The 23,874-nt window shown below is 60.3% G+C and carries 22 protein-coding genes and 2 pseudogenes; 14 read left to right on the top strand and 10 right to left on the bottom strand.

What is annotated here, in order from left to right; genetic code table 11:
• Positions 1–118 precede the first annotated feature (118 nt).
• The 4 genes and pseudogenes from LPA36_RS27275 to LPA36_RS27290 form a co-directional block, all read left to right on the top strand.
• A pseudogene (locus LPA36_RS27275) lies at positions 119–691 on the top strand (IS110 family transposase); the annotation flags it as partial.
• A 16-nt stretch (positions 692–707) separates the two neighbouring features.
• Entirely contained in the window at positions 708–1,328 is a 621-nt protein-coding gene (locus tag LPA36_RS27280) for a group II intron maturase-specific domain-containing protein (protein WP_228883536.1), read from the top strand.
• Positions 1,329–2,131: 803 nt separating this feature from the next.
• A complete protein-coding gene (locus LPA36_RS27285; RefSeq protein ID WP_228883537.1) occupies positions 2,132–2,596 on the top strand; it encodes a hypothetical protein in 465 nt (154 codons plus the stop codon).
• A 1-nt stretch (position 2,597) separates the two neighbouring features.
• Positions 2,598–2,736 (top strand): annotated as a pseudogene (locus LPA36_RS27290) (SfnB family sulfur acquisition oxidoreductase); the annotation flags it as partial.
• Positions 2,737–2,755: 19 nt separating this feature from the next.
• Here the strand turns inward: LPA36_RS27290 and LPA36_RS27295 are convergent.
• The 3 genes from LPA36_RS27295 to LPA36_RS29475 form a co-directional block, all read right to left on the bottom strand.
• On the bottom strand, positions 2,756–2,932 hold the full coding sequence (locus LPA36_RS27295; protein WP_228883539.1) for a CsbD family protein: 177 nt from the start codon (positions 2,930–2,932) through the stop codon (positions 2,756–2,758).
• 63 nt (positions 2,933–2,995) lie between these two features.
• Positions 2,996–3,730, bottom strand: coding sequence for a CBS domain-containing protein (locus LPA36_RS27300; protein ID WP_228883542.1), 735 nt, complete (start codon positions 3,728–3,730; stop codon positions 2,996–2,998).
• A 730-nt stretch (positions 3,731–4,460) separates the two neighbouring features.
• Complete coding sequence (locus LPA36_RS29475; RefSeq protein ID WP_324250988.1) at positions 4,461–4,649, bottom strand: DUF3309 domain-containing protein; 189 nt, start codon at positions 4,647–4,649, stop codon at positions 4,461–4,463.
• A gap of 198 nt (positions 4,650–4,847) precedes the next feature.
• Here LPA36_RS29475 and LPA36_RS27310 point away from each other — a divergent pair, with 198 nt between their 5' ends.
• The 3 genes from LPA36_RS27310 (at position 4,848) to LPA36_RS27320 (ending at position 6,517) form a co-directional block, all read left to right on the top strand.
• On the top strand, positions 4,848–5,438 hold the full coding sequence (locus LPA36_RS27310; protein ID WP_228883605.1) for a BPSL1445 family SYLF domain-containing lipoprotein: 591 nt from the start codon (positions 4,848–4,850) through the stop codon (positions 5,436–5,438).
• 69 nt (positions 5,439–5,507) lie between these two features.
• Positions 5,508–5,654: a DUF3096 domain-containing protein gene (locus tag LPA36_RS27315; protein ID WP_228883607.1), complete on the top strand. Its 147-nt coding sequence runs from the start codon at positions 5,508–5,510 to the stop codon at positions 5,652–5,654.
• Positions 5,655–5,686: 32 nt separating this feature from the next.
• Complete coding sequence (locus tag LPA36_RS27320; RefSeq protein WP_228883544.1) at positions 5,687–6,517, top strand: PRC-barrel domain-containing protein; 831 nt, start codon at positions 5,687–5,689, stop codon at positions 6,515–6,517.
• Between the two features lie 354 nt (positions 6,518–6,871).
• Here the strand turns inward: LPA36_RS27320 and LPA36_RS27325 are convergent, their stop codons facing one another.
• Entirely contained in the window at positions 6,872–7,591 is a 720-nt protein-coding gene (locus tag LPA36_RS27325; protein WP_228883553.1) for a Crp/Fnr family transcriptional regulator, read from the bottom strand.
• Positions 7,592–7,693: 102 nt separating this feature from the next.
• Complete coding sequence (locus LPA36_RS27330; protein ID WP_228883555.1) at positions 7,694–8,107, bottom strand: ATP-binding protein; 414 nt, start codon at positions 8,105–8,107, stop codon at positions 7,694–7,696.
• Positions 8,108–8,264: 157 nt separating this feature from the next.
• On the opposite strand from LPA36_RS27330, the gene LPA36_RS27335 reads away from it, so the two are divergent.
• Both LPA36_RS27335 and LPA36_RS27340 read left to right on the top strand, forming a co-directional pair.
• On the top strand, positions 8,265–9,281 hold the full coding sequence (locus LPA36_RS27335; RefSeq protein ID WP_228883556.1) for a DnaJ C-terminal domain-containing protein: 1,017 nt from the start codon (positions 8,265–8,267) through the stop codon (positions 9,279–9,281).
• Between the two features lie 6 nt (positions 9,282–9,287).
• Positions 9,288–9,596, top strand: coding sequence for a chaperone modulator CbpM (locus tag LPA36_RS27340; protein ID WP_228883558.1), 309 nt, complete (start codon positions 9,288–9,290; stop codon positions 9,594–9,596).
• 31 nt (positions 9,597–9,627) lie between these two features.
• On the opposite strand, the gene LPA36_RS27345 is transcribed toward LPA36_RS27340, so the two are convergent.
• A complete protein-coding gene (locus LPA36_RS27345; protein ID WP_228883560.1) occupies positions 9,628–10,917 on the bottom strand; it encodes an NRAMP family divalent metal transporter in 1,290 nt (429 codons plus the stop codon).
• Positions 10,918–11,597: 680 nt separating this feature from the next.
• Between LPA36_RS27345 and acs the strand changes: the two genes are divergently transcribed.
• Together acs and LPA36_RS27355 are read left to right on the top strand one after the other, a co-directional pair.
• Complete coding sequence (gene acs, locus LPA36_RS27350; protein WP_228883562.1) at positions 11,598–13,571, top strand: acetate--CoA ligase; 1,974 nt, start codon at positions 11,598–11,600, stop codon at positions 13,569–13,571.
• Between the two features lie 67 nt (positions 13,572–13,638).
• Positions 13,639–14,208: an acetate uptake transporter gene (locus LPA36_RS27355; RefSeq protein WP_228883609.1), complete on the top strand. Its 570-nt coding sequence runs from the start codon at positions 13,639–13,641 to the stop codon at positions 14,206–14,208.
• Positions 14,209–14,539: 331 nt separating this feature from the next.
• On the opposite strand, the gene LPA36_RS27360 is transcribed toward LPA36_RS27355, so the two are convergent.
• The 4 genes from LPA36_RS27360 to LPA36_RS27375 form a co-directional block, all read right to left on the bottom strand.
• Complete coding sequence (locus LPA36_RS27360; protein WP_228883564.1) at positions 14,540–15,583, bottom strand: lysylphosphatidylglycerol synthase transmembrane domain-containing protein; 1,044 nt, start codon at positions 15,581–15,583, stop codon at positions 14,540–14,542.
• Between the two features lie 141 nt (positions 15,584–15,724).
• Complete coding sequence (locus tag LPA36_RS27365) at positions 15,725–16,228, bottom strand: universal stress protein (RefSeq protein ID WP_407674344.1); 504 nt, start codon at positions 16,226–16,228, stop codon at positions 15,725–15,727.
• 539 nt (positions 16,229–16,767) lie between these two features.
• Positions 16,768–16,947 (bottom strand): hypothetical protein, encoded by a 180-nt coding sequence (locus tag LPA36_RS27370; protein WP_228883568.1) that lies wholly within the window; start codon positions 16,945–16,947, stop codon positions 16,768–16,770.
• A gap of 338 nt (positions 16,948–17,285) precedes the next feature.
• Complete coding sequence (locus LPA36_RS27375; RefSeq protein ID WP_228883570.1) at positions 17,286–18,089, bottom strand: sensor histidine kinase; 804 nt, start codon at positions 18,087–18,089, stop codon at positions 17,286–17,288.
• Positions 18,090–18,598: 509 nt separating this feature from the next.
• Between LPA36_RS27375 and LPA36_RS27380 the strand changes: the two genes are divergently transcribed.
• From LPA36_RS27380 to LPA36_RS27390, 3 genes are all read left to right on the top strand, one after another.
• On the top strand, positions 18,599–19,471 hold the full coding sequence (locus LPA36_RS27380; protein ID WP_228883572.1) for a slipin family protein: 873 nt from the start codon (positions 18,599–18,601) through the stop codon (positions 19,469–19,471).
• A 119-nt stretch (positions 19,472–19,590) separates the two neighbouring features.
• Positions 19,591–21,258: a phosphoglucomutase (alpha-D-glucose-1,6-bisphosphate-dependent) gene (pgm, locus tag LPA36_RS27385; protein WP_228883573.1), complete on the top strand. Its 1,668-nt coding sequence runs from the start codon at positions 19,591–19,593 to the stop codon at positions 21,256–21,258.
• A 174-nt stretch (positions 21,259–21,432) separates the two neighbouring features.
• Positions 21,433–23,805: an HAD-IC family P-type ATPase gene (locus LPA36_RS27390; RefSeq protein WP_407674342.1), complete on the top strand. Its 2,373-nt coding sequence runs from the start codon at positions 21,433–21,435 to the stop codon at positions 23,803–23,805.
• Positions 23,806–23,874: the final 69 nt, after the last annotated feature.

Here is a 23,874-nt window from a genome sequence, read left to right on the forward strand (position 1 = left end):
GGGCTATCGTCGGTGATCAGGCGATGAGGCGCGCGGCTACGCCGCGCACCTCATCCTTCAACCAACTGGGGATTTTTACTTCGACGAAAGTGGGGATTATTCATCCGACGGCGACACCTGCGTCCGTTGTGTGTCTGCGCCGGAGCACCGTGAAGTGCAGAGCTTTTGCAGTACCACTAAGGGATTGCTGGTGCTGTCGGACTGGCTGGCCGTCCATGGCTGTTCCCACGTGGCCATGGAAGCCACCGGCGGTTACTGGAAGCCAGTGTGGCACGTTCTCGAGGGCTCCTTCGAACTCGTGCTGGGCAACGCTGCGCATATCCGGAACGTGCCTGGCCGCAAAACCGATGTGAACGATGCGACGTGGATCGCAGACCTGCTCGCACACGGGCTGATCCGCTCCAGCTTCGTCCCGCCGGCTGCGATCCAGGAGTTACGTGATCTGACACGCACACGCAAACAGCTGACGCGCGAGATCGCCCAGCATTGTCTGCGTGTCCAGAAGGTGCTCGAGGATGCCAATCTCAAACTGGGCAGTGTCCTTTCTGACGTACTTGGCGGCAGCGGGCGCGCGATCCTGAAGGCTATCATCTCGGGTGAGGACGATCCGGTGCTGCACGCGGCACTGGCGCAAGGTCACGCGCGCAAGAAGACGAGTGAACTACGCGAGGCATTGCGCGGGCGCATATCTCACCGAGGTGGATCGGATGCTGGAGCGTGCGAAAGATGCCACGCGAAACGGGAAGTACACGTACGTCGAATATGTCCGCTTCGCTGACGATCTGGTCGTGCTGATCGATGCCCACCCGCGCCATGCGTGGTTGTTGGGGGCAGTGAGCAAGCGACTTCGGGAAGAGTTTGCCAAACTGCAGGTCGAGGTTAATGAAGAGAAGAGTCGCACAGTGGATCTGGACCGCGCAGAGAGCTTCGGCTTTCTGGGATTCGACTTCCGTCGACTCCGCAGCGTAAAGAAGCACGTGTGGCGAGCGCACTACACGCCCAAGCTGAAGAAGCGGACGGCGTTATTGCACAAGCTCAAAGAGGTGTTCCGGCGATACCAGTCGCAGCCGGTGGATCGGGTGGTAGCACTGATCAATCCGGTGTTACGCGGTTGGGTGAATTACTTCGCTGTTGGACATTCCAGCGAGTGCTTCAGCTTCATCAAAGACTGGGTGGAAAAGAAGATTCGACGCCACATGGGTCGATCTCGGAATCGACGGGGCTTCGGCTGGAAGAGGTGGAGTAGGCGCTGGCTGTATGAAGAACTGAAGCTGTTTAATGACTATCGGGTTCGCCGTACCGCCGCGCCGAAAGCGTCCCCAGCATGACAGGTCCCATAACTCTTGATGTGAAGCAAAACAGGAGAGCGTTGTTGCGATATGTGGTGTTGGCTCAAATGTGGGCTTGTGGCGCCCGAGCCGCGATCCTGACGGGATCTGTGCGGGGGGCCCAGTAATGGGCATCCCTACCGCGACATTCGTAGCTGTGTGGCAATACGCTCGTCTGCTAACGACTTCATCGTGGGTGGCCACTACCGCGATGTCGTGGCGTCGAGTCTTGTTCAGGCAACTGGACGCGGCACCATAAATGCTCGACCGAGCCGATAGTTTTTGGTGATTCATTATAAAAAGCGATTGCTTGAATAAGTGGACCTAAGTCGACTTTGCCGCTTCTAGCCGTGGCAACAGGAAGAGGCTGCGTGAGCTCAATTTCCCTCTGCGAACTGACTAATTGGTCGGCGAAAACGTCGTCGTCGATGGCTGTTGCGTTGCACAATATATGTGGTGCGGCCCGAATTTTTGATACTCATCTAACGCTTGTGCGAAGGGTCTCCCGCACACTTTATGTTCGCGAAATTAACGCAGTCAGGGGTATGCCATTCGCTCCCGCAGACTTTTGCAGGGTTTTTGTGGACATAGATGCAACGTAACAACGGGCCTCACAGTCATTTTTTCCCGCAGACTTTAGTGTGTGCAGATACGGGTATCGCCAGACAACCAGGTCTGCGGGAAGGGTCGAACGGGCATTCAGATGCAACAAGGTCTGCGGCAACGCGAGTTTTCGCTGTGCGACGCGCAATTTTTTCGGGGGTGACTGAGAGCAAGAGAAAGCGGGCCGTACACGGGAGGAGTTGCCGCGCGAATTCGAGCCGGCGCCGCAGACGATCGTCAACCGGGTGGTGCTGGCCGATCGTGATGCTGGCGTGCGCCAGAAGGGGCTGACCACCGCCGGGCGCCAGGAGCGTACGCGGCGACGTTGCAAGGTTCGCCAGTTCGAGATGGAGCGCGACATCCTCTCTCACGCCGCGGCCTGGTTCGCGTGGGAGACGGAGCCTTGCCACCGAAGGGCGGTACGGATTCACGAGAGCGAACCCGCCCGCTGGCCCATTGCCATGACGGCACGGCTGTTCGGAGTCTCCACGAGCGGCTACTACGCGTGGCTCGTGCGCGAGCCATCGCAACGAACGTGCAGTGAGGCGCGGTTGTTCGCGTGCCACGTACGGTGCATCTTTTTCAGCGTGTTAGCGAACTGCCAGGCGGAGATGTTCTTGACAGTCAACAAACATGTGAACGGGTATATACAGAGTACTTCCTGACGTCGGCCCAGTAGGTCAGAGCATTCATGCAGACGTCGATCCCGGCATCGCGCGAGCGTTCGCGTCCGTGCGTCGACAGCGGCGTGGGGCGTGCGAGCGACGATCCGCTCACGCTTGAACGCTTCGGCAAGCTTGCGCTGCACGCCACGACGCGGTCACTCACGCGCGCTTCTTGAGGCGGGCCCTCGCGCTCCCGTAAGAAGCCTGGGTCCTGCCGATTACTTGCCCAACGCGGCCTTTCAGCGTGAGCGCCCGATTGCCAATGACTCTACCCATATGCGCACGCAGGGTGCCGGCAATCTCCTTTGTCCAGCCGCGCATCTGATCCTTGTTCATCACATCGCTCCTTGTGTGCCGCTTCGGTTGAAACAGGATAGAAACTCGCCGGGCCTGACGGGGTCACGCGCTGTCGACCTCGCACGCTGCCTGTTCCCAAAACTGCTTGTCGCGTCCTTGTGGCTTACCCGCGTGCTCCCATAACTCGCGTGCGCGGACCAGGATGCCCGCTTCCCTCGCGGAAGTTGGTTCGCGCTCTTCAACTGTTTCGCCGCCGGCGTCGACATGCACGGTCGTGACATCGTATCCGTCGGCAAGTTGATGCCATGCTTTCACATGGTTCATTTCTTCGAACTGGCGGATGCCGATGACGATGGCTTCTCCTTTCGTGCCCTGGGCCACAGTCACGCGCATGAGTTCACTGTGATGCGGACGCCCGCTGTGATCAAGGAACGTCTTGTGAAAGGCAATCTCGTAAGGTCGGCGTTCGGAAGCGCCGCCGCTTAACGCGGTGAGCGAAATGATCCCGACCAGATGCTGATCCGCGCGATCAAGGACGGCGAGCCGCTGTACGTGATGCTCACGCATGATCCGTTCAGCTTCCTCAACCGGATCGTCCTCGAAGCAAAAAAGAATATCTGCCGACATCGCCTCGCGCACCGTCATTCGACTCACATCGCGCGCGTCGGCGACGCCGCGCAAGGCGACATCGCGATCGGTAATCATGCCGATCACCTTGTTGTTCAGGCACACCGGCAACGCCCCGACGTTGTTCTTCTTGAACTTTCTGGAGGCTGCGTCAAGCATTTCGTCCGCCTGGACGCAGAGGGGCTCTTTCATCACTTCTTTGACCAGCATTGCGTCGCTCCTTGAACACTGTTGTGGGCGGTCGCACGTTGAGATTCACGCGACAGTCGCATGCGTTGCCTGATGATCACAGGGTGGCTGGCCGGACCAGCGTAAGCAGTTTGCAGATATTCGGGCAATGTCAGGCGTCGGCGGTCGCGGAAGCCGTCCGCCACCGTACCGAATTCCAGCGTAACAGTGCGCAGACCGGGTTCAGGCTACGCCGAATATCCGTTCGCGCCCTGCCAGGCGAGGTGTCGCGCGAACAGCCTTCCCGTATGCAGGCTCACGAAGTTGGCAGCGGGATGCGGATGGAGAATTGCACTTTGTTCTGGCGAAACACTGGATATTGCGATGCCGAAGGCATTGCAGGATGCGATGTCCCGACAGGCGCAGACCACGCACAACCGGAGCCGCGTATCGTCCATGACGCTCAATACGCCACCCTGGCGCATTGGACGCGACCTTAACGCACACACGGGCGGCCCCTGACGAAGAGGCCCGCTCTGTTGCCTGTCCGCTACTACAATCCGATCCTCGCACGTAGTCTGTCAATCACGTGGTGCTCGCTCAGCCAGTGGATTTCCTGCTTTCGCGCGAGACTTTGCCGATATCGGTAAAGCGAGACGGCGACCATAACGGTCATCCCGGTCAGAATGCCCCACATTGCGTAGGTCATGGCGTTCCTTTGGATTTGCCCTGTCCGTCACGTTGGGGTGAACTGGCAGTGGAAAGGCGGACTCTATATCTTGCCCATGAGAACCATCACGAGTAGAGCGATCACGACAACACCGCGCATGCTGGTCGGGAAATAGCCCCAATTGCGGCTATGTGGCCAGCGAGGCAGCGTAGCGACGACCACAACGACAACAACGACCAGTACAGGAAGGCCTGTACCCAGATCAGCTCCTTCTGAGCATTCGTGCAACAACGCCCGCGCTTCATCGAAATTGATGGCTTGTATGGTTTACTCATCCACAAGCCTCAAGGCCAGCGGCGGTCAACCACTTCGTTCACCGTCAAGCTTCAGCTTGATGAGTGCGCGCCGGCCTGTCTGTACGCTGTCGTACCGCTTTGGTCCATCTTTGCGCGTAGCGTCGCAAGCATTTGCCAGATAAAGGAGACGGCCGTGCAACGACGAACATTTCTCTGGGGCGTGCCGGGATCGCTGATCGCGATCAGCGTATCGCTATCCAGTTGTACAACGACGCCTGCTGCGTCCGACACGATGGGCGAACAGAAGGATAAGCGCCGCACCATCGACGCCGGTGTCGACTCGACGCTCGCCCGGCTCTATAACGTGGCTCCCGGCGCCCGCGAACTGGCCGGAAAATCGACAGGCATGCTCGTGTTCCCGACGGTCATCAATGCCGGTTTCGGGTTGGGCGGACAGTATGGCGAAGGCGCACTGCGTGTCGGTGGAAAATCGGTGGGGTACTACAGCACCGCAAGTGCTTCAGTCGGATTGCAAGCCGGCGCGCAAACCAGGGCGATTGTCTATCTGTTCATGACCGCAAACGCACTCGAGCGGTTTCGCAGCAGTGAAGGCTGGTCAGCGGGCGCCGACGCGTCGGTGGCGGTATTGAAGATCGGCGCTAACGGCGATGTCGATACAGGCACGGCGACCGGGCAAATCAATGCTTTCGTACTGACAAACGGCGGATTGATGGCAGGCGCGACTGTGGACGGTACGAAAGTGACTCCGCTCAAATCGCTGTAAGGGGCAATGGCATCGGCGACGGCAGTCGTTCTTCGTTCAGCAACGTCGTTCAGCAATGGTGAAAGCATCATGCATTTTCTGACGAGCGCAGGGCCACTGGTTTCACTGATCGCGGGCATTCTGATTCTGGTGGTGCCGCGCCTGTTGAATTACATCGTGGCGATCTATCTGATCATTATCGGGCTACTGGGGCTGTTCGGAAGCCATCTTCATTGATGCAGGCGCACCCGTAGCAGGAGTATCGAATCATGTTCCGAAGTGTCGAGAGTCTGAAGGGATGTACGGTGGCCGCGAGCGATGGCGAAATAGGCAGTGTCGAAGAACTCTATTTCGATGATGAAGCGTGGGGTATCCGCTATCTCGTCGTCAAAACGGGAAACTGGATCGACGGGCGGCGCGTGCTGATTTCACCGTACTCGGTCATCCGCATGGATCCTGGGGGGCTGAGCGTCTACGCCGATCTCACGCGGCAGCAGGTGAGCGACAGTCCTCCCGTCGATACCCACCAACCCGTCTCGCGTCAGCACGAAGCCGAGTATCACCGCTATTACGGATACCCGGCATATTGGGGCGGCGTCGACGTGTGGGGGATGAGCAGCTATCCGGCGTTCAGCCGTGCGGCGCTGTCGGCGGTGTCGCCGGAGACACTCGCGCAGCTCGCACTGTACGGCGACAAACTGCCTGGCGACGGCCATCTGCGTAGTACGGACGCGGTGGATGGTTACCACGTTGCGGCGGCTGATGGCGATGTCGGTCACGTGTCCGGATTCATTTTCGATGATGAGGCCTGGACCATCCGCTATCTCACCGTCGATACGCAAAACTGGTGGCCTTCCGGAAAGGAAGTGCTGCTGGCCACTGAGTGGATTTTTCTGATCGACTGGTACCAATCCTCCGTTTCTACGCAACTGACACGCGACGCCATAAAAGACAGCCCTGCCTACGACAGCAGGATTCCACTGGAGCGCGATTTTGAAACGCAGCTCTACGCGTTCTATGGCAAGGCGGGGTATTGGTCGGAGGAAAGGGCGTCATTGCGACTGAAGGAACCGGGCGGTGCAGCCTTCGCGGCGCCATAAAGCTTCCGCCGGGCGCGATTCATGACTCGCTGCGACTGCCCGACCATACGACCGGGGGATCGTCAATGAGAGTACCCGTCTATCAGGGGCCTTCTGAAAAACGCTGGATCAGCATCGAATACCGGAAAGCCAGGCTTCGGCGAACGCTATCGTTGGCGCGGGGCGAGTTGGGCTGGCCACGCTGCTTACTGTGCGGTTCCATTCTCCCGCAGAGGCCATCGTGATCGCTCTTGACGACAACAGGCTGGAAGTAGCAAGGCGCTTTAGCGCAACACAGACGTTCAACAATGCGCACCCGAATCCAGTAAAGGCCGTGACGAGTACGACAGCCGGATGCGCAGTCGACACCGCTATCTACAACGCTTTCAGATCGGGTAACAGGCGGTCGAATTCCCGTCTCACCACGCCGTAGCATTCGCATACACGTGCTTCAAGTCCGGGGCGATCGAGTACTTCTATATGCCCGTGACTGTAGCGAATCAGTCCCGCATCCTGCAGTTTCAACGCCGCTTCGGTGACGCCGGAACGCCGCACGCCGAGCATGTTGGCGATCAGTTCCTGCGTCATCTTCAGTTCGTTGGATGGCAGGCGGTCGAGGCTGAGGAGCAGCCAGCGGCACAGTTGCTGATCGATCGAATGATGGCGGTTGCACACGGCCGTCTGCGCCATCTGGGTGATCAGCGCCTGTGTGTAGCGCAACAACAGTCGCTGCACCGGACCGGCACGGTGAAACTCTTCCTTCAGAATCCGCGCATCGAGCCGGTAAGCCTCGCCGGCGCTTTGCACGATTGCGCGGCTTGGCGTTGTCTCCCCGCCCATAAACAGTGCAATACCGATGAGCCCCTCCCTGCCGACAATCGCGATTTCTGCCGACGCGCCGTCTTCCATCACGTAAAGCAACGAGACGATGGCTGTAGTCGGAAAATAGACGTGATTGAGCCGATCGCCAGATTCATATACGACCTGCCCCAAGGGCATATCGACACGCACCAGATGAGATGACACGCGCGCCCACTCCGTTTCTTGCAGAACGGAGAGCAGAAGATTTTTCCTTGCAGGATCTACGTTTGCCATGCATCGCTCCTCAACGTCCTGCTGAAAACCGGCGACGGATTCGCCTCTGCGCTCTCCCGAACCAGGCGGCGGGGGCCTCCCTCGAATTATAGATCGGGCGCGTCAGCTTGGCATCATGCCGCGTTCCGGCGATTCGCGGGCAAAAAAGGTGGCCAGGACCCGCGAAGAAAGCCACGGATTCCTGGCGGTCATACTTTCAGCTGAAAGAAACTGGGCGCCGGCGACCTGCGCCGCCAAGGCGGCGTCAGGTGCGCCCGGATGCGTTCGATGCCGCAGCGACTGGCAGCCGGAGCGTAAATTCGCCGCCACCCCCCCGGGGTCTGCGTTGCTCGTCGACACAGCTCCGCCATGCGCATGCGCAATCGCTCTTATGACGGTAAGCCCGATACCGGGACCGCCGGAACTGGCCGCGATCGTCCGGCTGGATTGAGCATGCAGGTCGAAAATGTGCGGCAGCAGCGCGGCAGAAATGCCGAGCCCGTCATCGCTCTCGCACAGAATCAGAACCTTGCGCACGGCGCCCGCACGTACGGCACCGTACCGATTTCCATCGCATCTACGTGCACCGTAATGATTCTGCGCACGTCGTACACGCTGCTTCAGGCACCGCGACGAGACCAACCCCGACGACGAATGGCGTGCGCACCCGCCTCTTCGCGCCCGAGCCTTCAAGATGAAATACAGGGACTATTACGAGATCCTCGGATTGCCCCGCGACGCGACGCAGGACGGTATCAAGCATGCGTACCGGAAGCTGGCGCGCAAATATCATCCGGACCTCAGCGCGCACGCCGATGCAGAGGAGCGCTTCAAGGAACTCGGCGAGGCGTACACGGTGCTCAAGGATACGGAGAAACGTGCAGTCTACGACCGGATGGGAAGTCGGTGGCGCGAAGGTCAGGATTTTCAGCCGCCGCCGCAGTGGGACGACAACTTCGAATTCAACGGAAAGGAAAGCCGCAGCCGCGCAGACACGGAGTTCAGTGACTTCTTCGAAGCGATGTTCGGCAGTGGACACGGAGGCGGTCAAGGACGACCTGCAAACGGAAAGACATGGCCAACGGATCACGCCGGGCAGACGGCAAGCGATCTCGAGGACGCCTACGGCGGGGCGCAACGCGCGATGCCGGGACAGGACCATCACGCCAGGATCACGATCGATCTCGAAGATGCGTATCGTGGCGCACAGCGCGCCATCTCGCTTGAAACACCGATCCTCGATGCGCAAGGCCACGTTTCGTTGCAGTCACGCACGCTCAACGTATCGATTCCCAAGGGAACGCGAAGCGGGCAGCATCTGCGGCTTTCTGGCCAGGGCGGTGCCGGTTTCGGACAGGGATCTGCAGGCGACCTCTATCTGGAAATCAGTTTGCGCGATCATCCACGTTTTCGTGTCGACGGACGCGACGTATCGCTTGACGTGCCAGTCGCCCCCTGGGAAGCGGCACTCGGCGCGAGCGTGACCGTGCCGCTGCCCGACGGCTCCGTCGACATGACGATCCCGCCGGACTCAGGCGGCGGCCGGCGTTTGCGACTCAAGGGTAAGGGTATTCCGGGCAATCCGCCGGGCGACCTGTACGTGACGTTGAACATCGCGCTGCCCCCTGCCGACAGCGAGAACGCAAGAGCGACGTGGGCCACGATGAAACAGGCATTCGATTTCGATCCCCGGGCCGATTTCTACAGGTGAATCACAATGAGCGAACGGTCGACGACCTGGCTCGAAGGTCACATTGTCGAAGAAGACAGCGAGTTCACACTGTCTGGTTTATGTCGGGCGTCGGGCGCCTCGGAGTCCCAGCTTGTTCTGTGGGTATCGGAAGGTACCTTCGGGGTGCAGGGCGGCGCGCCGCACACGTGGCGATTTACAGGATCGTCGCTCTATCGCGCGCGCATCGCCTTGCGGCTGGCAAGCGACTTCGAGATCAACGCGCCTGGCATCGCGCTGGCCCTCGATCTGCTCGATGAAATCGACTCGCTACGCTCGCGTATTACGCGAGCGTAGCCTCACGCTGTTTCAGCGCGCATGCATCGTTTTAGCTGAACCATGTCATACCCATGGCGACGACGGTCGTTGCCATCACGACCGTCGCAGTCCAGCCGAGCGCGCGTAACGGTAACGGCAGCGTAAAGCCGCCCATGATGTCTGCGCGCATTGACAGAAGCATCATCGCAACCATGACAGGCACAGCGACCACGCCGTTGAGAACCGCGCTCCAGTACAGTGCCTTGACGGGGTCGATTGAGGTGAAGTTCAGACCGACACCAATCGCGGTCGCGGCGGCGATCACGCCATAGAACGCTTTCGCCTGGAACGGCCGGCGCGCAAGACCGACGCGCCATGAGAACAGCTCGCCCACGGCATACGCGGCCGATCCGGCGAGGACGGGAAGCGTCAGCATGCCGGTGCCGATGATGCCGGCCGCAAACACGATAAACGTGAACTGGCCCGCTACCGCGCGCAGGGCTTCGGCGGCTTCGGCCGACGTTTGAATATGCGTGACGCCGTGTGCGTGCAGGGTGGTCGCCGTCGTCACGACAATGAAGAACGCGATGACGTTCGATAGCGCCATGCCGAGATACGTATCGATGCGAATGCGGCTGAACTCTGTCTGCGCCTGTTCGGGGGCGCGGGTCAGGGCGAGTGCGCCGGAGCGTTCCTGCTCGTCTTCGACTTCCTGTTCAGCCTGCCAGAAGAACAGATACGGGCTGATGGTCGTCCCCATGACGGCTACGATCGCTACCAGGTAGTCGGGTTTCAGCGACAGATGCGGCCAGATCACCGCCCAGCCGACCTCGGTCCACGGGACCTTGACGACGAACGCGCATACGACATAACTGAACAGCGACAGACACAGCCATTTCAGCACTGACACGTAACGTGCATAACGCGTGAAAATTTCCAGCGTGGTGGAGAGCAGGCCGAACAGAACGACATAGAGCAGGGCGGGTCCGGCAATCAGCAGTTTGAGTGCCGCTCCCATTGCACCAAGGTCGGCGCCAAGATTGATGATGTTCGTGATCAGCAACATGCCGACGATCGTGCTCGAGAGCCACGGCGAATAGTGCCGGCGAAGGTTGCCGGCGATGCCGTAGCCGGTGACCCGTCCGATACGTGCGCTGATCTCCTGGATCGCGGCCATCAGCGGATAGCTGAACAGCAAGGTCCACGCAAGACCGTAACCGAACTGGGCGCCCACCTGGGAGTAGGTTGCAATGCCGCTGGGATCATCGTCGGACGCACCTGTGATGAGTCCGGGCCCCATGATCTGCAAAAGCTTTGGACGCTCGGGCTGTTTGACCGACGCTGGTGTGAGTGTGTCCATTTCGGCCGCTCCCCGGCCGCCCCCGCGGGGCACGCCGTTTCCCTTCATTGATTGCCACAAGAAAACGTAAACCCGCCTTCGACGAAAGAGTGTGCACCTGATCCAGATCAAAGTCGGTACGGCGACGTACGGGTATGCGCTTCCTCTTCAACGCCTCGCGTCGCATGCTGCCTTGAAGATGACGGAGACTACTCGCCACCCTCTGTCTACTCCGTTAGAGCGCGTCGAATTCGCTGTTCCGCTCATGTGGCCGACGATCACTTCCTGTCAGCTTTCAGGCGTTGCGTATCAACGCAGGTACATGCCCGTACGGCACCGTACCGAGATCCGGCGCAGGTACGCGCACCATGTCGATAGTTGCCTTGCGTCTGTCATTCAAAGAAAGGCCGCCGGAACAGCCTCGCGCAACGTGCTTGTCTTCGATTATCCGTTCAGGCCGCTCGACCCCGCATGGGAGTGGCCGCCATGACCGGCACCCGATCACACTATTTCTCTCCGCGGCGTTCGTGGCGGCGAGCGTCGTTGCAATGCTATTGCGCCATCGGACGGTTCAATTCGCGAGAGGCCTGGATCGCTGTGCAATCCACCTTTCGCGCGTACCCGGAACTGCGCCTCACGCCCGAACCAGAGTGTGGTGAAGTCGCCGCGAACCCATGCTCATACCCGCAGGGGATTCAAAAATGCCAGTCAATGATTCGATACTTCAGGAACCGGAAGTGTTCTTCCCGTCTGAGGCAATGTCGGCGCACGCAACCATCTCCGGTATGGGCGCCTACCGTGCGCTCGCCGCAGAGGCCGAACGCGATTACGAAGGCTTCTGGGCCCGTCTCGCGCGCGAAACGCTCAGCTGGCACAAACCCTTTACGCAGGTGCTGAATGAAGCGAAGGCGCCGTTCTACACGTGGTTTGAGGACGGCGAACTCAATGCGTCATACAACTGCATCGACCGCCATGTCGAAGCCGGCAACGGCGGGCGGGTCGCAGTGATCTTTGAGGCCGATGACGGCACTGTCACTCGCGTCACCTATGACGACTTGCTGCAACGCGTGTGCCACTTTGCCAACGCGCTAAAGAAACTCGACGTCAAGAAGGGTGACCGCGTCGTGATCTATATGCCGATGTCAGTCGAAGGTGTTGTTGCGATGCAGGCATGCGCGCGGATCGGCGCGACACATTCGGTCGTGTTCGGCGGTTTCTCGTCGAAGTCGCTCAACGAAAGGCTGGTCGACGTCGGCGCAACCGCACTGGTTACCTGTGACGAACAGATGCGCGGCGGCAAGGCCCTGCCGCTGAAAAGTATCGCCGACGAAGCGCTGGCAATGGGCGGCTGCGAAGCGGTGAAGAGCGTGATCGTATACCGGAGAACGGGCGGCAAGGTCGCGTGGAGCGAAGGCCGTGATCTGTGGATGCACGAGATCGTCGCGAACGAACCGGATCAGTGTGCGCCCGAATGGGTTGGCGCGGAACATCCGCTTTTCATCCTCTATACGTCTGGTTCGACGGGTACGCCGAAGGGCGTTCAGCACTGCACCGGCGGCTATCTGCTGTGGGCCGCGCAGACCATGAAGTGGACCTTCGACTGGAAGCCAGCAGATGTGTTCTGGTGTACCGCCGATATCGGCTGGATCACGGGCCACAGCTATATCGCGTACGGTCCACTTGCTCTCGGCGCGACGCAGGTCATGTTCGAAGGCGTCCCGACCTATCCCGATGCCGGCCGTTTCTGGGACATGATCGCCCGGCACAAGGTGTCGCTTTTCTATACCGCGCCGACGGCGATCCGTTCTCTGATCAAGCTGGCGGAAACCGATATGAAAGTGCATCCCGACAGCTTCGATCTGTCGACTCTGCGGGTCATCGGCACGGTCGGCGAGCCGATCAATCCGGCGGCATGGAGGTGGTACTACGAGCACGTCGGTGGGTCCCGCTGCCCGGTCGTTGATACATGGTGGCAAACCGAAACGGGCGGCCACATGATCGCGCCGATGCCGGGCGCGACGCCGCTGGTTCCTGGCTCCTGCACGCTGCCGCTGCCCGGCATCCTGGCGGCAGTCGTCGATGAAACGGGCCAGGACGTACCGGATGGGCAGGGCGGAATCCTGGTGGTAAAGCGTCCGTGGCCGTCGATGTTGCGCACCGTCTGGGGCGATCCACAGCGCTTCAGCAAGGGTTACTTTCCGGAGGAGCTCGGTGGCAAGCTGTACCTCGCCGGCGACGGAGCGGTTCGCGACAGCGAGACGGGCTACTTCACCATCACGGGCCGCATCGATGACGTGCTGAACGTGTCGGGACACCGTCTCGGCACGATGGAAATCGAGTCGGCGCTGGTCGCTAATCCACTCGTTGCAGAAGCAGCGGTGGTCGGCCGCACGGACGAAACGACCGGGGAAGTCGTCGTCGCATTCGTGGTGTTGAAGGGCGCGCGTCCTGAGGGCGAAGAGGCGGTGAAGATCGCAAACGAACTGCGAGCGTGGGTCGGCAAGGAGATCGGACCGATTGCGAAACCGAAAGTGATTCGCTTCGGCGAAAACCTGCCGAAAACGCGTTCGGGCAAGATCATGCGCCGCCTGTTGCGTTCGCTCGCAGCGGGCGAGACGATCACACAGGACGTGTCGACGCTCGAAAACCCCGCCATTCTCGATCAACTGGGTTGATCGTCGGGATGCCTTTAGAAAATATTGGGAGGTCGCAGTGAGCAATGTACATGGTCAGGTGAAACAAATGAACCCTGCGCCGCTGGGTCTCGCGGGATTCGCGTTGACGACGTGGCTGCTGAGCATGATCAACACAGGCTGGTTTACGGCGGATTCGATGGGAATGGTCCTCGCCTGCGCGCTCGCCTTTGGCGGCACTGCGCAGGTCATCGCCGGATTGATGGAAGTGCCGCGCGGCAATACATTCGGCGCGACTGCATTCCTCGGCTATGGCGCGTTCTGGTGGTCCTTTGCGCTGTTCGTGCTGTTCCTGCACGACAAGGTGCCCGCCGCGTTTATCGGTTGGTATCTGTTTCTGTGGGGAACGTTCACCTTTTACATGTGGCTTGCCACATTTCGGTCGCCGCGTGCATTGCAGGCCATCTTTCTGGCGCTGTGGATTACGTTCCTTTTACTGGCCGGCGGGGAATGGACAGGTTCAGGCATCCTGCATGTCGCCGGCGGCTACGTGGGGCTGGTGACGGCAGCCCTGGCGTTCTATCTGTCAGCGGCCGATTTGCTCAATGAGGTTTATCAGCGTGATGTTTTGCCTGTCGGTGAGCCGCGTGTTTTTAAGCGGCATGCAGTCGTTCTCTAATCCCATATGCGCCAGTTTCTTTCGGTTCGGCGGGCTGGCCGCGGTTTGGTTGCATATCCGTCTGTTCAAGCCTGCCAGCCGTGTGCGGCGCAGGTGTTGCCACACCGTCGTAGTCGAGGCGCCGACCGCGTCGAAGATCTCCGTCTGATTGCGGTCGCACTCAAAATGCAGCCGCAGCACTTCTCTGATTTTGCATATGCCCAGCCTGACATTCGCCGTCCGGCAGTCTCGACAAAATCGTCGTTCGTGGCACCGTTGACCCGCGCGCGCCCCCCATAATACTGTTCGCGATGGCGCGGAAACCCTGTTCTTTTTGCCGTGGACCCGGCATTCACGTTGCCGTGGAATCCGTGTTCTTTTTGCCCTGAAACCCCTGTTCACTTTGGCGTGGAATATTCAGTTCCCGCCGCGCCAGCCAGACACCGGGCAACATCGGCAGCCAGAAGGTCAGCCCGCGGAGCAGGAGCGTCCCTGCCAATGCCGCCTCCACCGACACGCCAAGCAGGCTCAGCATACCTACCGAGGTGGCTTCGAAGGTCCCGAGGCCCACTGGAATCGGGCCAATCGTTGCTACCATTGATGCGATGGTGAAGCTAACGAAGACGACCCAGAGTTGCGGCGCTTTTCCGATCGCATTGAATGCCAGCCAGAGCGTGAAGGCATCAAGGACGAAGATGGCCAACTGCAGCGCGACGGTTTGCAGAAGCAGGCGCGGGCTGCGCAGCAAATGGGTGGGCGCGTCGATCAGCTCCTGAAGGAGGGCGGTGCTGCCCAGGCATTTGCTGAGCCAGGCAATCGGCTTGCGCTTGCCCCACTGTTTCAGTCCCAGGACTGCAGTCGGGGCCGCGACCGTGACGACCACGAAAATCGCGACTCCGACGAAGAGCGGAAGGTTCATCCGATGTTGTAGCCACAGCACACTGGCGCTGGCGAGCACGACGATGAGATACGCGCCGTCGTACGACACGAGGCCGACCAGCATGGCTGCCATAGCAATCTCAGCCGGCACGTGCCGCCGGATCAGTCCGCGAACGACCAGCATTGTGCCGCTGATGCCGCCGCTCGGCAGAACCTGGTCGGTGAAGACCTTGGCTATCCCGAGCGGAACGAGCGTCCGCAACGATAGCGGATGTCCGGCGCGATATAACGCCCGATCCCATACACAGGCCGCACTGACATACGTTGCCGCCTGTACGAGGAGCGCGACGAGCAGCCAGCCCGGACGTGCCGATCGCGCAAGTTCAACCATCTTTTGCAGTGAGCCGAAGTGCAGCACGACAAGAATGACAGCGAGAAACGCAACCAGACCAACCGCCCAGAACAGGAGTGAATGTAGCCGTGACGCTTTGCCTGGCAGACCCGGTGCGACGCGCACCAATCCTGTCCTGGTAGCGGGCGGTGGCCCTGACTGCGGCAGGAACGCATCATCGCGGGACGCGATACGCGGACGGACGGGGCGAACGTGTGGAATGCTCATCTCATGGAGACAGGAAGGCCAGACACGGTAACTTTACTGTTACAACGGCTCGTCCGCCGGTTCCCGGGCAGCCGCCGGCGTTGACGTTTGACGACCGTGTTGACCTGGCACCAGCAGCACAGGACAACACGCGATACGTACGACGCGCTCGGCAACACTACCGAGAAAAAGCCGTCGAAACCCACGTCGACCATGCGTGCCGAGCACGATGAGGTCTGCCGCGAATTCGTTCGCGGTGATCCGGATACGCTCAGCAATGTCCTCGCCGGCGTGATCCACCTCGACGATCCTGGGCGTGCCGGCTACGGCGGCGCGCTTCATCTCTGCCAATGCAGCTGCGGCGAGCCCGCGACCCGCCTCAAGACAAGCTTCGCGCAGGATCGAAGGGTCATACGCTAACGCATCGTAGGCCATTAGCGGATTGTCGACGACGTAGAGAGGCAGCAGTTGTGCACTGCTTTCGCGAGCGAGTTGCAATGCTGCTTCAAAGGCTTGCCTGGCCGTCTCACTGCCATCGATCGCTACCAGAATTCGTCTAAACATATTGACCTTGGGAAGGGCCTCCATTGGGTGCGGGACCGCAGCACATTTACGGAGTAACCATGAGGGGAGAAGCTGGCGTGCGGAGAAGGTCCTGTCCCGCGCAGGCCGACGGCACGAGTATTCTGGAGTTGACCTCGCCGCAGTCACGGAAAGTGTGCTCGCAATCGTGACCGTAGTCGGTACGATGCCGTACGACGCATTTCGAAAGACCCTGAAGGATGTAACGGAAGATTCGATACGCGCTCCAGTTCGTCGAAGCGTCAGGCAATCTGGCGCCTCGTGCGCCATCGTGATTTATCCGACTCCTGAAATTGCCCCGATTTTCAATGACCGTGCGATCACGCGTCAGGTCGACGCGAAGCCCGTCCCGCAACGGCGCGTACAGATCAACTGCATGTGTGTGCACTCAGTTCCTGCCGAGCGTTTAAAGTGCCGGACAGGGTGTCCGATCATCAACCTGAAACAGGTTTTCCCTTCTCGAGAGGATAGTTCCAAAAGTGGCGGCGGCCGGCCGGATCCGTCGTCCGGACCGTCTGGCGCTACTTCGCTGATTGCATGGCCATCGTATTCGCGGTTGCTTCAAGTGCGCTGAGGCGGGAGCTCACTACTTCCGCATGTAACTTGATCGCCTTGATCATAAATTGAACGTCCTCGTTCTCGCTTTTCGAGGCGAGGTCATCGAACTTTGCCCACAATTCCTTCATGGCTTCGGTGCTCACGGCTACTCCTTAAGAGGGTTATGCTGGGTGCGGCAATCTGGTTGTGCGCCTTCGGCGTGGTGTTCGCTCACTGAATGTGATGCCGGCAATACGCATTAGCGCAGCAACAGTCAAAGCTAAAAGAACTGGCTTGAGACCTGTCTATCTGGTGGGGCGGGAACTTGATGTGTTTGTTGAAATTGCATCGACTGGACCTTCAAGGAAGATTCTCGATCGGGGCGTCGGATGACGATCTGTCGCTCTTGTCATTCGGCACTGTCGACCCGCCGTCCGGTTACGGAGGGCCGCACGGATGCCGGGCAAGCTCCAGACAGGACGGTCGCGCGGAATTGCCGCCATCATGCACGCTCACCTGCTACGCGTCGTTCGATCACGATGGGTAGCCGGAGTGTGAATTCGCTACCTGCACCTGCCCCGGCACTGGTCGCCGATATGCTTCCTCCGTGTGACTCGGCGATGGCTTTCACGACGGCAAGACCCACTCCCAAACCGCCAGCACTCGCAGCGATCGTTCTGCTGGACTGAGCGAAAAGGTCGAATATATGTGGCAAAAGCGCTGCCGATATGCCAAGACCATTGTCCTTGACAGATACGACGAAGTCCTTTCCGTCTGAAAGTACATTCACCTCGATGCTCCCACTTTCAGGCGTGTATTTCACCGCGTTATGCAGGAGGTTGTTGACGGCCTGTGCAAGACGGACCGGGTCGCCTTCAACGCGTAGCGTCCTGTCGGCAATCTGCACCATGAATGTCTGGCCACGTTTGGCCGTCGCCAGTCCAGCCGCGGCGAGTGGGGCGGCCAGAAACGAGACTACGTCGACGCGATCCTGGCTCATGCGAAGGGCGTCGCGCCCGATCCGGGTAGCGTCCATTAAATCCTCTGCGAGCCGGGCTATCTGTGCGATTTGTCTGTCGATCATGTCAACCGACCGAAGCACTTCCGGTCGATCTGCCGACGCCCTGCGAATGAGTTGGGTAGCGAGCTGCAGAGGCGTGAGCGGCCCACGAAGCTCGTGCGCCACCATGGCTAGAACCTGATTCTTCAGTTTCGGTGCGCCGACATGGTCGCCCACCGGACGGGCCGCATTGAGGAGGACGACGGCCGGGCGCCGCAGGGGGTGTTCGATGATTTCATCTGTCACTTCTGCACGGCATGCGTCGTGAGTGCCAACAGACCACCGGAAAGACGTTGAACGTACTGACATGTTGATCCTCATGTCGCACCCTTCGGGCGCGATGCATCAGTAGCAGGCGATTCGCCAGTGCCTGCTTCGCGGGTGTGACCCGAAGGTCACTGCTATGAGCAGGTTGAAGTAGCACGATCCCACCTACGTTGAGGTAAGTCTGTACGGTGGCGTTCAAGTTAGTATCGCCGATAGATACTCATGCAGCTTTGCGCAAATATGGCGAGTGGTTTGCGGACGTCTGATTCCGCCAACGGTCGTTGATCCCGATTGCGCTGCCGGTCCGGCCTGCTTTCAGGCCGGACCCCGGTACGGCACCGTACCGACTCCGATCTCAATGATGTGCACCGTGTCTCCGAGGCCTTACGTTTTTAGTTTCGAGGCGCTTTCGACGCGGCTGCGTGAGACACGATCCTGTTCGATCGCTTTCACCGGTTGCGATCCTCCACAAGACGGGGTTAGCAACCATGAATCCGATTACCTTGTTTCTGTCCGTTGCCTTTGTGCTGGCCGGCGCTGCGGCTGGCCAATGGCTCAGCATCTATCTGGCACCCCCCTTGATCATCATCGGCATCCTGACAGGACTGTCCGTGAGGGTGGCCAATGTGTGGGAGAAATTCGTGATCCTGCGGCTTGGCAAACTGCAGAGCGTCAAGGGCGCGGGATTTTTCATGATCATTCCGATGCTCGATCACGTTGTGGCAATCATCGATGAACGCATCCAGACCACGGCTTTCAATGCAGAACAGGCACTGACCAAAGATACGGTGCCGGTCAATGTCGATGCGATCATCTTCTGGCATGTCGAGGACGCAAAAAAGGCGGCGCTCGCCATTACAGATTATCGCCAGGCCATCGATCGGGTATCTCAGACCACGCTGCGCGAATTAATCGGATCGTCGATGCTGGCCACACTGCTTTCGGATCGGGCGTACGCGGATTCCCATCTAAGAGACGTGATTGGCAGCAAGACGGCTGAGTGGGGCATTGCGGTCGGTTCCGTGGAAATTCGAGACGTTGCGATTCCGGTCGCGCTGCAGGACGCGATGTCCCGGCAGGCGCAGGCCGAGCGTGAAAAACAGGCACGCGTCATTCTCGGTTCCGCCGAAGCCGCGATCGCGGCGAATTTCGTCGAGGCAGCCCGCGTCTATCAAAACCAGCCAGGCGCGCTTCAACTTCGTGCGATGAACATCATTTACGAAACGACCAAGGAACGCGGGGCGACCATCCTCATGCCAACTTCCATGGTTGACAGCCTGAATCCAGCGTTGGCGCTCGCGATCGCTGGGCACGATCTTGCGGGAGAGGCTTCAGTGAGTCCGCTCAAGACCGCAGCGTAGACGGACCGGCGATGGTGACACCGATTCATGAAACGACAGTTCGACGTGTGCGTTGATCCGGCGGTAGCGTCGCGCGCAGGCATTGCTGTCGTGAATTGCGATGCCCCCTGGAGACAGTGATGAACCTCAGTCCTCTCGCCGGCAAGCCGGCGCCCCTGGCGATGCTGGTCAACGTCCCACGGCTCGTGACGGCGTATTACACGGATAAGCCGGACCCTGCGATCCCGGCGCAACGCGTCGCGTTCGGCACATCCGGGCACCGCGGCTCAGCGTTTGTGCGCAGCTTCAATGAGTGGCATGTGCTGGCCATCACGCAGGCCGTCTGCCATTACCGGAAGCAGCAGGGTATCGACGGTCCGCTCTTTATCGGTATCGACACGCATGCACTATCGGAACCAGCTTATGCAAGCGCACTCGAGGTGCTGGCCGCCAACGGCGTCGAAGTCATGATCGCGCAAAACGGCGAATACACGCCCACGCCCGCGGTGTCGCACGCCATCCTTGCATACAATCGCGGCCGCACTGCGGGTCTCGCAGACGGCATCGTCATGACGCCGTCGCACAATCCGCCGGAAAGCGGAGGTTTCAAATACAACCCGCCTAACGGTGGGCCCGCCGACGAGACGGTAACCGGCTGGATCGAAAAAGCGGCGAACGGATTGCTCGAAAGCAGGCTTGATGGTCTGCTGCGCGTATGTTTGCCAAAAGCACTGCGCGCCACGACGACACACCGGCATGACTTCCTCAACGCTTACGTCGGCGATCTTGTCAACGTCATCGATATGAATGTGACGCGTGGCGCGACAATCCGCCTTGGCGTCGATCCGCTTGGCGGAGCCGGCGTGCACTACTGGGGGCCGATTGCCGAACGCTATGGCCTGAATCTCACTGTGGTAAACAACGAGGTCGATCCAACCTTCCGCTTTATGAGCGTCGATTGGGATGGGCAGATTCGCATGGATCCATCGTCGCCGTATGCGATGCAGACGCTGATCAACCAGAAAGATCGCTTCGACGTGGCCTTTGCTTGCGACACCGATCACGATCGCCATGGCATCGTTACCCGGCAAGAAGGGCTGCTGCCACCGAATCACTATCTCGCGGTCCTCGTTCACTATTTGTATACCCATCGCCCGCTGTGGCGCGCTCAGGCGGCGGTGGGCAAAACCATTGTCAGCAGTCAGATGATCGATCGGGTGGCGGAAAAACTCGGCCGCCCGCTTTACGAAGCGCCAGTGGGCTTCAAATGGTTTGTCGGTGGGCTGCTCGACGGCTCGCTGGGTTTCGCCGGTGAAGAGAGCGCGGGCGCCAGTTGTCTGCGGCTCGACGGTACGGCATGGAGCACCGACAAGGACGGTATCGTGCCTGCGTTGCTTGCAGCCGAAATCACGACCCGCACAGGCCGGGATCCCGCTGAAATCTACCGGGATCTGACCCGGCGGCTGGGCGAGCCGGTCGAACGTCGCGTACAGGCGTCGGCTACAGCGCCGCAACGCGCGCTGCTTGCCCGGCTCTCGCCCGCGCAGTTTCGCCACACTGAGCTTGCCGGTGAACAAATCGAGCAGGTGCTCGACCGGGCGCCTGGCAACGGCGCGGCCATTGGTGGCATCAAGGTGGTCACGAAGAACGGATGGTTTGCGGCCCGCCCATCAGGCACCGAAGATATCTACAAGATCTATGCGGAGAGCTTCCGCGGCGAGGATCACCTGTCACGCATCGTCGACGAGGCTGAGGCCCTGGTCGACAGCACGCTTGAGGCAGAGGCCGCCGCGGATGATGGCGCGTAGGGATACGTTGCTCGCAACCTGAAGCGAAGTCGGTACGAATGCAAGCCGCCGTACCGATTCCCCCGACGCTAACGTTCAGACGCAGGCAGCGAGTCGCTTTAGTTACCGATAAGTAAAAACGGAGAGACGCACTGGCCGCTTTAGCTGGTGTCTGTGCACACAGGAGAACACCCCATGACCCCGGCGACGGCGATAGCGCCACCTACCGCAACCGATACCGCGAGCTCACCCGTGGCTCCGGCTGTGGGCGGACTGAGCAGTGCTGAAGCTCGCCGCAGGCTGGCGGCGTCCGGTTCGAACGCAATGCCGGATACCTCCGCGCACCCGTTGCGCAGAGCATTCGGGAAGTTTTGGGCGCCGGTGCCGTGGATGCTGGAAGCGGCCATCGTGCTGGAGTGCATATCTGGGAAATTCGTCGAGGCAGGAATCATTGCGGGACTCCTCGTGTTTAACGCAGCGCTCGGACTCGTTCAGGAGAGTCGCGCCCAGGCGACGTTGAATGCGCTGAAATCTCGCCTTGCGCTTAACGCTTCGGTGCAGCGCGACGGCGTGTGGTCGATCGTCCCGGCTACGGATCTGGTACCGGGCGATGTGGTCAAGCTGTCGCTGGGCGGCGTGGTCGCGGCGGACATGAGGCTCGTCTCGGGCAACGCGCTACTGGATCACTCGATGCTGACCGGCGAATCGGTGCCGGTCGAAGCCGCGGCAGGCGCGCAGACATTTGCCGGTGCGCTGGTACGGCGCGGCGAGGCGGTGGCGGTGGTGACGGCGACGGGCGTCCGCACGCGCTTTGGTCGCACGGCCGAACTGATTCGCACCGCACATGTGGTGAGTTCGCAGCAGAAAGCGGTAATGCTTGTCGTGCGCAATCTGGCGATTTTTAGCAGCGTCGTCATCGCGATGTTGTTTGCCTGCGCGCTGTATCTTCACTTGCCCCTATCCGATATCGTGCCGCTCGTGTTGACGGCCGTGCTTGCGTCAATTCCAGTCGCGTTGCCGGCCACGTTCACGCTATCGGCCGCACTCGGCGCGCGCGCCCTGGCAGGGCACGGCGTACTGTCGACGCGCCTCACCGCCGTGGACGAGGCCGGCACCATGGACGTACTGTGCGCCGACAAGACGGGCACGCTGACGCGCAACGCGCTGACCGTCATGACTGTGCAGCCGATGCCTGGCTTCGATAGCCAGCATGTGTTGACGCTCGCGGCGCTAGCGAGCGCGGAAGGGGGCCAGGATCCAGTCGATACAGCGATTCGCGCAGCGGCGACAGTCGCGGTCGACTCCGACGCGCCCGAACTGGTCCGGTTCACCGCCTTCGATCCTGCGAAGAAGATGTCCGAAGCGAGCGCGACCGATATCTCTGGCGGCGCGCTGCATATCGTGAAAGGCGCCTTCGCGGTCGTGGCAGCGCTTGCAGAGCCGTCTCCGAGCGCGGTAGCGTTGGCCAGCGAACTCGAGGGGAACGGCTTTCGGGTGCTCGCCGTTGCAGCCGGCACGCCGGTGGCGCTCAAGCTGGCCGGACTCATTGCACTGAGCGACCCGCCGCGCGACGATTCGGCTCAACTCATCGCAGAGTTGCACGGTCTCGGCGTGCTCGCTGTGATGGTAACGGGCGACGCGCCAGCGACTGCGGCCATCGTCGCCCATGCGGTCGGTCTCGATGGCGCAATCTGTCCGCCGGGTCCGATTCCTGACGGCATAACGCCGGAAGCATTCGCAGTGTTCGCCGGGGTGCTCCCGGAGGACAAATACAAACTTGTCAAGGCATTCCAGCAGTGCGGCCACATTGTCGCCATGTGCGGCGACGGGGCCAACGATGCGCCCGCGCTACGCCAGGCGCAAATCGGCGTCGCGGTGTCGACGGCGACGGACGTCGCCAAATCCGCTGCCGGGATGGTGCTGACCGAACCCGGGCTCGGCGGCATCGTGGCCGCGGTGAAAGAAGGCCGTGTGACGTTCCAGCGCATCCTCACGTATACGTTGAATTCGATTATCAAGAAGATCGTGACTGCGCTTCTGCTGGTGTTCGGCCTCATCATGACCGGCCATGCAATCCTGACCCCGTTGTTGATGGTGATTCTGATGATCGCTGGCGATTTTCTTGCCATGTCGCTCACGACGGACAACGTGCATCCTTCGCCTTCGCCCAATGTTTGGCGAATCGGCAACCTGACGATTGCGGGTGTAATCATCGGCATCGCCTTGCTGGCGTTCTGCACCGGCGCGCTGGCAATCGGCAGGTATGTGCTGGACCTGAGCGCCGGCGCACTGCAGACGTTAACGTTCCTGGTCCTTGTCTTCGGGAGTCAGGCGACACTGTATGCGATTCGTCAACGCCGGCGACGGTGGGGTTCCCGTCCCAGTCTCTGGCTGTTTGCGTCGTCGGTTACGGATGTCGTGATCGCCGTAATCCTGGCCGCCTGCGGGATCGCGATGACGTCGCTGCCGCTCGCTGTGATAGCGGGGCTGCTTGCCGCAGCAGTGGTATTTTCAGTCGTGCTGGACGCAATCAAGATACCCCTCTTCGCTCATCTGAGGATCACGTAGAACGCGTGATATTGCTCCCGTCGATACCGGGACTCCGGATCGATTGGCCGCGACGGATGCGGCAGGCAA

The sequence above is a fragment of the Paraburkholderia saeva genome (assembly GCF_907164555.1).
Lineage (GTDB): Bacteria > Pseudomonadota > Gammaproteobacteria > Burkholderiales > Burkholderiaceae > Paraburkholderia > Paraburkholderia saeva.

Bases quoted from the DNA above. Each gene is read 5' to 3' on its own strand.
- pgm (WP_228883573.1), top strand. From the start codon at position 19,591: ATGAACCTCAGTCCTCTCGCCGGCAAGCCGGCGCCCCTGGCGATGCTG.
- LPA36_RS27295 (WP_228883539.1), bottom strand. From the start codon at position 2,932: ATGAACAAGGATCAGATGCGCGGCTGGACAAAGGAGATTGCCGGCACC.
- LPA36_RS27325 (WP_228883553.1), bottom strand. From the start codon at position 7,591: ATGGCAAACGTAGATCCTGCAAGGAAAAATCTTCTGCTCTCCGTTCTG.
- LPA36_RS27380 (WP_228883572.1), top strand. From the start codon at position 18,599: ATGAATCCGATTACCTTGTTTCTGTCCGTTGCCTTTGTGCTGGCCGGC.
- LPA36_RS27390 (WP_407674342.1), top strand. From the start codon at position 21,433: ATGACCCCGGCGACGGCGATAGCGCCACCTACCGCAACCGATACCGCG.
- LPA36_RS27340 (WP_228883558.1), top strand. From the start codon at position 9,288: ATGAGCGAACGGTCGACGACCTGGCTCGAAGGTCACATTGTCGAAGAA.
- LPA36_RS27315 (WP_228883607.1), top strand. From the start codon at position 5,508: ATGCATTTTCTGACGAGCGCAGGGCCACTGGTTTCACTGATCGCGGGC.
- LPA36_RS27335 (WP_228883556.1), top strand. From the start codon at position 8,265: ATGAAATACAGGGACTATTACGAGATCCTCGGATTGCCCCGCGACGCG.
- LPA36_RS27345 (WP_228883560.1), bottom strand. From the start codon at position 10,917: ATGGACACACTCACACCAGCGTCGGTCAAACAGCCCGAGCGTCCAAAG.
- LPA36_RS27300 (WP_228883542.1), bottom strand. From the start codon at position 3,730: ATGCTGGTCAAAGAAGTGATGAAAGAGCCCCTCTGCGTCCAGGCGGAC.
- LPA36_RS27365 (WP_407674344.1), bottom strand. From the start codon at position 16,228: ATGTTTAGACGAATTCTGGTAGCGATCGATGGCAGTGAGACGGCCAGG.
- LPA36_RS27280 (WP_228883536.1), top strand. From the start codon at position 708: ATGCTGGAGCGTGCGAAAGATGCCACGCGAAACGGGAAGTACACGTAC.
- LPA36_RS27320 (WP_228883544.1), top strand. From the start codon at position 5,687: ATGTTCCGAAGTGTCGAGAGTCTGAAGGGATGTACGGTGGCCGCGAGC.
- acs (WP_228883562.1), top strand. From the start codon at position 11,598: ATGCCAGTCAATGATTCGATACTTCAGGAACCGGAAGTGTTCTTCCCG.
- LPA36_RS27355 (WP_228883609.1), top strand. From the start codon at position 13,639: ATGAACCCTGCGCCGCTGGGTCTCGCGGGATTCGCGTTGACGACGTGG.